This window comes from Defluviitoga sp., from assembly GCF_035349255.1.
Taxonomy (GTDB): domain Bacteria; phylum Thermotogota; class Thermotogae; order Petrotogales; family Petrotogaceae; genus Defluviitoga.
The window spans coordinates 1-4,671 of sequence record NZ_DAOPSE010000064.1; the positions used below are offsets into that span (position 1 = coordinate 1).

Annotated in this window: 5 protein-coding genes; all 5 read left to right on the forward strand. The window is 28.2% G+C overall.

What is annotated here, in order from left to right:
* The first annotated feature begins 145 nt into the window (after positions 1-145).
* The 5 genes from PKN74_RS07910 to PKN74_RS07930 all read left to right on the forward strand — a co-directional run bounded on the left by PKN74_RS07910 (position 146) and on the right by PKN74_RS07930 (position 4,382).
* Positions 146-424, forward strand: a complete 279-nt coding sequence (locus tag PKN74_RS07910) for an RNA recognition motif domain-containing protein (protein WP_472310263.1) — start codon at positions 146-148, stop codon at positions 422-424.
* A 29-nt stretch (positions 425-453) separates the two neighbouring features.
* Positions 454-1,536: an NAD(P)H-dependent flavin oxidoreductase gene (locus PKN74_RS07915; RefSeq protein ID WP_472310264.1), complete on the forward strand. Its 1,083-nt coding sequence runs from the start codon at positions 454-456 to the stop codon at positions 1,534-1,536.
* Between the two features lie 328 nt (positions 1,537-1,864).
* The gene (locus PKN74_RS07920; RefSeq protein ID WP_472310266.1) at positions 1,865-2,422 is read left to right on the forward strand and encodes a hypothetical protein; all 558 of its coding nucleotides are present in this window, start codon (positions 1,865-1,867) and stop codon (positions 2,420-2,422) included.
* 422 nt (positions 2,423-2,844) lie between these two features.
* Positions 2,845-3,246 carry an energy transducer TonB gene (locus PKN74_RS07925; RefSeq protein ID WP_472310268.1) on the forward strand — a complete coding sequence of 134 codons (402 nt, stop codon included), beginning with the start codon at positions 2,845-2,847 and terminating at the stop codon, positions 3,244-3,246.
* Between the two features lie 281 nt (positions 3,247-3,527).
* Positions 3,528-4,382: a T9SS type A sorting domain-containing protein gene (locus tag PKN74_RS07930; RefSeq protein ID WP_472310270.1), complete on the forward strand. Its 855-nt coding sequence runs from the start codon at positions 3,528-3,530 to the stop codon at positions 4,380-4,382.
* Positions 4,383-4,671: the final 289 nt, after the last annotated feature.

Genomic DNA, 4,671 nt, shown 5'->3' on the forward strand with positions numbered 1-4,671 from the left:
GAAATATTAGTTGTATCTTTGCAAAGTTATTGAGTTTAATAAAATTCAAGTCGTTTAGTATTATAATTTTTCATTTCTATTAATTAATAGTGCTATCCTTCTTCAATTTTTCACACTCGCAATTATAAATCTTATATACTTTATTATGAAGAATATTTTTATTGGAAACCTGACTACAAAAGTAGGAAATGATGACTTAAAAGAAATTTTTGAAGAATACGGCAACGTGTCTTCAGCAAAAGTAATTATGGATCATTATACAGGAAAATCAAGAGGCTTTGGCTTTGTTGAAATGTTAAACGACGAAGAAGCAGAAAATGCTATTCGCGGATTAAATGGTGCTGAATTAGATGGAAAAAAAATCACAGTGAATATTGCTAAACCAAAAACAGAAAGAGATGATTTTAATCGAAAAAGATATTAAAATCTAATTTATTAATATGAAACAAAAATATGCGTAAATTACCGAATCTAGTAATTGGAAATTTGGTTGCAACGATACCGATTATTCAGGGAGGAATGGGTGTCGGTATATCGTTAAGCAATTTAGCTTATGCTGTTTCAAATCAGGGTGGAATAGGTGTCATAGCTACGGCTTGCATTGGTGAGAATGAACCTGATTTTTATAATAATTATGTTGAAGCAAATAATAGGGCTTTATCAAAAGAATTAAAGAAAGCCAGAAGTATGACTTCAGGAATATTGGGTGTAAATATCATGGTCGTTCTTTCAAATTATGCCGAACTGGTAAAAACATCTATTAAAGAAAAAATTGATATTATCTTTTCTGGCGCCGGATTACCATTAAACCTTCCCAAATATTTAATTAACGCCGACCATAAGCCTAAGCTTGTTCCCATTGTATCATCGGGAAAAGCGGCTTCTATAATTATTAGAAAATGGTTAACTAATTATAACTACATTCCCGATGCCATTGTTGTCGAAGGACCAATGGCTGGTGGTCACTTGGGTTTTAAAAAAGAACAGCTTTTCCTAGATGATTTTGCTTTAGAGAATATAATTCCTGATGTTTTATCATCAATAAAACCTTTTGAAGAAGAGTCAGGAAGAAAAATACCGGTTATAGCTGCAGGGGGAATTTACACAGGCGAAGATATTTATCGTTTTATAAATATGGGAGCTTCAGGTGTTCAAATGGGAACGCGATTCGTTACAACGGTTGAATGTGATGCTTCAGATGAATTTAAACAGATTTATCTTGATTCCAAAGAAAATAATATCGAAATTATTAACAGTCCCGTGGGTATGCCGGGCCGTGCAATTGAAAATAAATTTTTAATAGATGTTAAAAACGGACTTAAAAAACCTTTTAAATGTCCCTATCATTGTATAATAACTTGTGATTATAAAACTGCTCCTTACTGTATTGCAAATGCCTTAATTAATGCCAAAAACGGAAGATTTAATCATGGTTTTGCTTTTGCAGGTGCAAATGTTTATAAAACTGATAAAATTATTACAGTAAAAGAACTGATAGATTTATTAGTTAGCGAATACGAATCGGCTGCAAATTAAACTAAATTTTCTCTATTATTCCACAAAGTTATTATTCAGCATAGTACTGTTTTCTTTCTTTTTATCGGACAACAATGATTTTTTTTATTAAAAAACTTTCTTTATTGCATCTTTGAATTCCATATTATCTGGATTTAATACCAAGTTACGTCCTATTATAAAAAAGTATTAAATTTGTAAAAAAATTGTTTATAAGAATGTTTTATATTTATTGTATAAATATAATATTAGTCAACAGTGTGAGGACATACTGTAAACCATAAACATAATTTTAATACGATTACAATTCAACTTTTATTTGAACAATAAAGGGATTAATAATAAAATCATGAAAAGCATGAAAAATATTACCGTAGAAAGACTTGAAAAAATAGAAAAATTAGCAATTAGTTTGGGTGAAATTCATAACAAATTTGGTCTTTTTTCAAAAACTGTTTTTGACCAAGTTAAAAAAGAAAATAATATAATAGAATACTTGGATGATTTTCCTTATTTACGAATCTTTTATAATAAATATATTGAACAATTTGATGAGAACAACCTTAATAAAATTGATAGAGCTGAGGCAATTAATATAGACCTCCCTTTTATCGGAGAAAAAGCAATTTACAACGAGCAGATTGATTTTATGTTCTATTTTGAGGGCAGTCGCCAAGAAAAAGACAAAATAAGCATCACTGTTTTATCACATTTATGGCTAACAGAAGATGATACAATTATTAATAAATTTTTGGGTGAAACTAAATGGTGGACTAAAGCAAATTTTTTAAACATTAAAAATCGCCTTCGTATAGATAGTGAAATTATAAAAAGAAGCTATATCTCAGACTCCGTTAGATTCGAAAATGATAAAAAAAAACAGGAACCTTATATGCGAAGAAATTAAATTATTTAAACCTAAATTAGTTGTTTGTGTTGGGACTAAAGCAAGAAATTTAGTTGGTATTAGGTATTATGATTTCCCAGTTCAATTTCATTATGTAAGATTCCCTAAATATCATAATGACAACGATATTTATAAGGAACTAAATGAAATTTTGGAGAAACTCTCAAGAGAATGATTTCTTTTCACTTGAAAACAATGGCCAATTGGTAATAGCATCTATATTTAATGTGGAGGTTCAGAACAACTCTGACCTGAATTACTAAAATTACCATTTGTGAGTAACTGAAAATTCACAGCATTGAAAACCCGGACGCAACATAGCTGTAGACCGTTAGCTGCAAAACAAATTTTATAACCCACACTATTCGTTATAAAGCCATTTTTAATTATTAAAAAATTATATTATTTTTACAAAAAAAATTATGAAGAAGTTTTTATTTGCAATATTAATTTTATTAACAATTTCAATTAATGATTATGCTCAGAATATAGACACTACTGATACTGAACCTATATTCTCAATAGTAGAAGAGCCGGCACAATTTCCTGGCGGAGATGATGCTTTATCAAAATTTATACATGAAAATATAAAATATCCCAGAGAAGCTATTAAAAATAAAATATCAGGTACTGTTTATGTACAATTTGTTGTTGAAAAAGATGGAAGTATTAGTGATGTTAAAGTTGTTAGAGGAATAGGTGGTGGATGTGATGAAGAGGCTGTAAGAGTAATAACAAAAATGCCTAATTGGATACCTGCAAAACAAAAAGGCATACCAGTGAGATTTTTTTATGTAATACCTATTACATTTGTACTACCATAGTTATTTAGATAAATACATAAAACAATTAATAAAAAATTGATTTAAATATTTTAGCTTTTTGTAGTTAATTGTATATATTTGCATCGGACTAATAAGAAAAAACAATTTTTTGAGATGCCCATAAGTTATTTTAAATAATCTTGTGAATCTTGACATAATATACTTTTTAATTGATAAACATTCGAAAAATGAGACATAAACAAAAAGTACAAACTAATAAAACACAAAAATGAAAATAAAAATCTTTAATTGTTCAATAAATTTATTTTAAATTTTTAATTATGAAAAATTTACATTTATTAATACTCATTTTTGTTGCAATTTGCTATAACAATTTTGCTGTTGCTCAGTATCAGTCTGTTTTTGGCAGTTCGCAAACTTTTTGGAATGTTAAGACAGACCAGTTGTTTGGTCCTGTTAATGATAGTATTGTGTACATTTCTGATACTACTATTTCATCAATCATATATAAAAAAGTAAAATACTATAGAGAAACTTCTGAATTAGAGACATATCTAATAAAAGAAGACACCTTGTTAGGAAAGTTATCATATCGTAAAATAGATGATACAACCCATTATCAGGTCTATGATTTATCACTCTCATTAGGTAATTCTTTTAATGGATATATTGTTGATAGCATTTATTTTTCGAATGGTAAAAAACATCTACGATTAAACTATACTCCTGCATGGACAAGTGGAGAAAAATTTGTCATGATTGAAGGTGTTGGTACTAATATTGGGTTGATGTATCATAATGGAATGGCTGGCGTACTCGGACCTTATTTATTGTGCCATTATAAAGACAATATTCCAAACTTCATCAATAGCCATCCTCTTTATAATGGTTTATGTCATGTTGTTGGCATAGACGAAGTAATCATTAAACCCCAAATAAATATTTATCCTAATCCATCAAAAAGTGAATTAACTGTAGAATTTGTAAATAGTTTTTCAAACAATCTAACTATAGAAATTTATGACAGCAATGGTAAGTTAGAGTTAATGAAAGAACTAAATCAATTAAACAAAATAACTATAAATACACACGATTTACCTGCTGGAGTTTATTTTATTGCTTTAAAAGAAAACTATAAAACAATAGTCACGCAAAAATGGATAAAGACAGAATAATTACACACATTAATTATTCACGCAAGCATTTAAAAGATATTTTTATTTGAAAATGTTTTTTAATTAATTGTCCTATTATAACAGATCTTCATTAGAATTAATAAACTTTTAAAAGCTTAATAGTCTGATAGTTATTGAGGAAATCCAGTTTTTTAATTATTCGTACTTATTGCCTACATATTTTTCAGGAAGATCAGTTAAACAAATAATTAGTCTTTTTTATTGTCATGAGGAGGCTTTACTATATTTTCTCTCATTTCAGTGTCTGCTTTTATATTTTGGATACGAT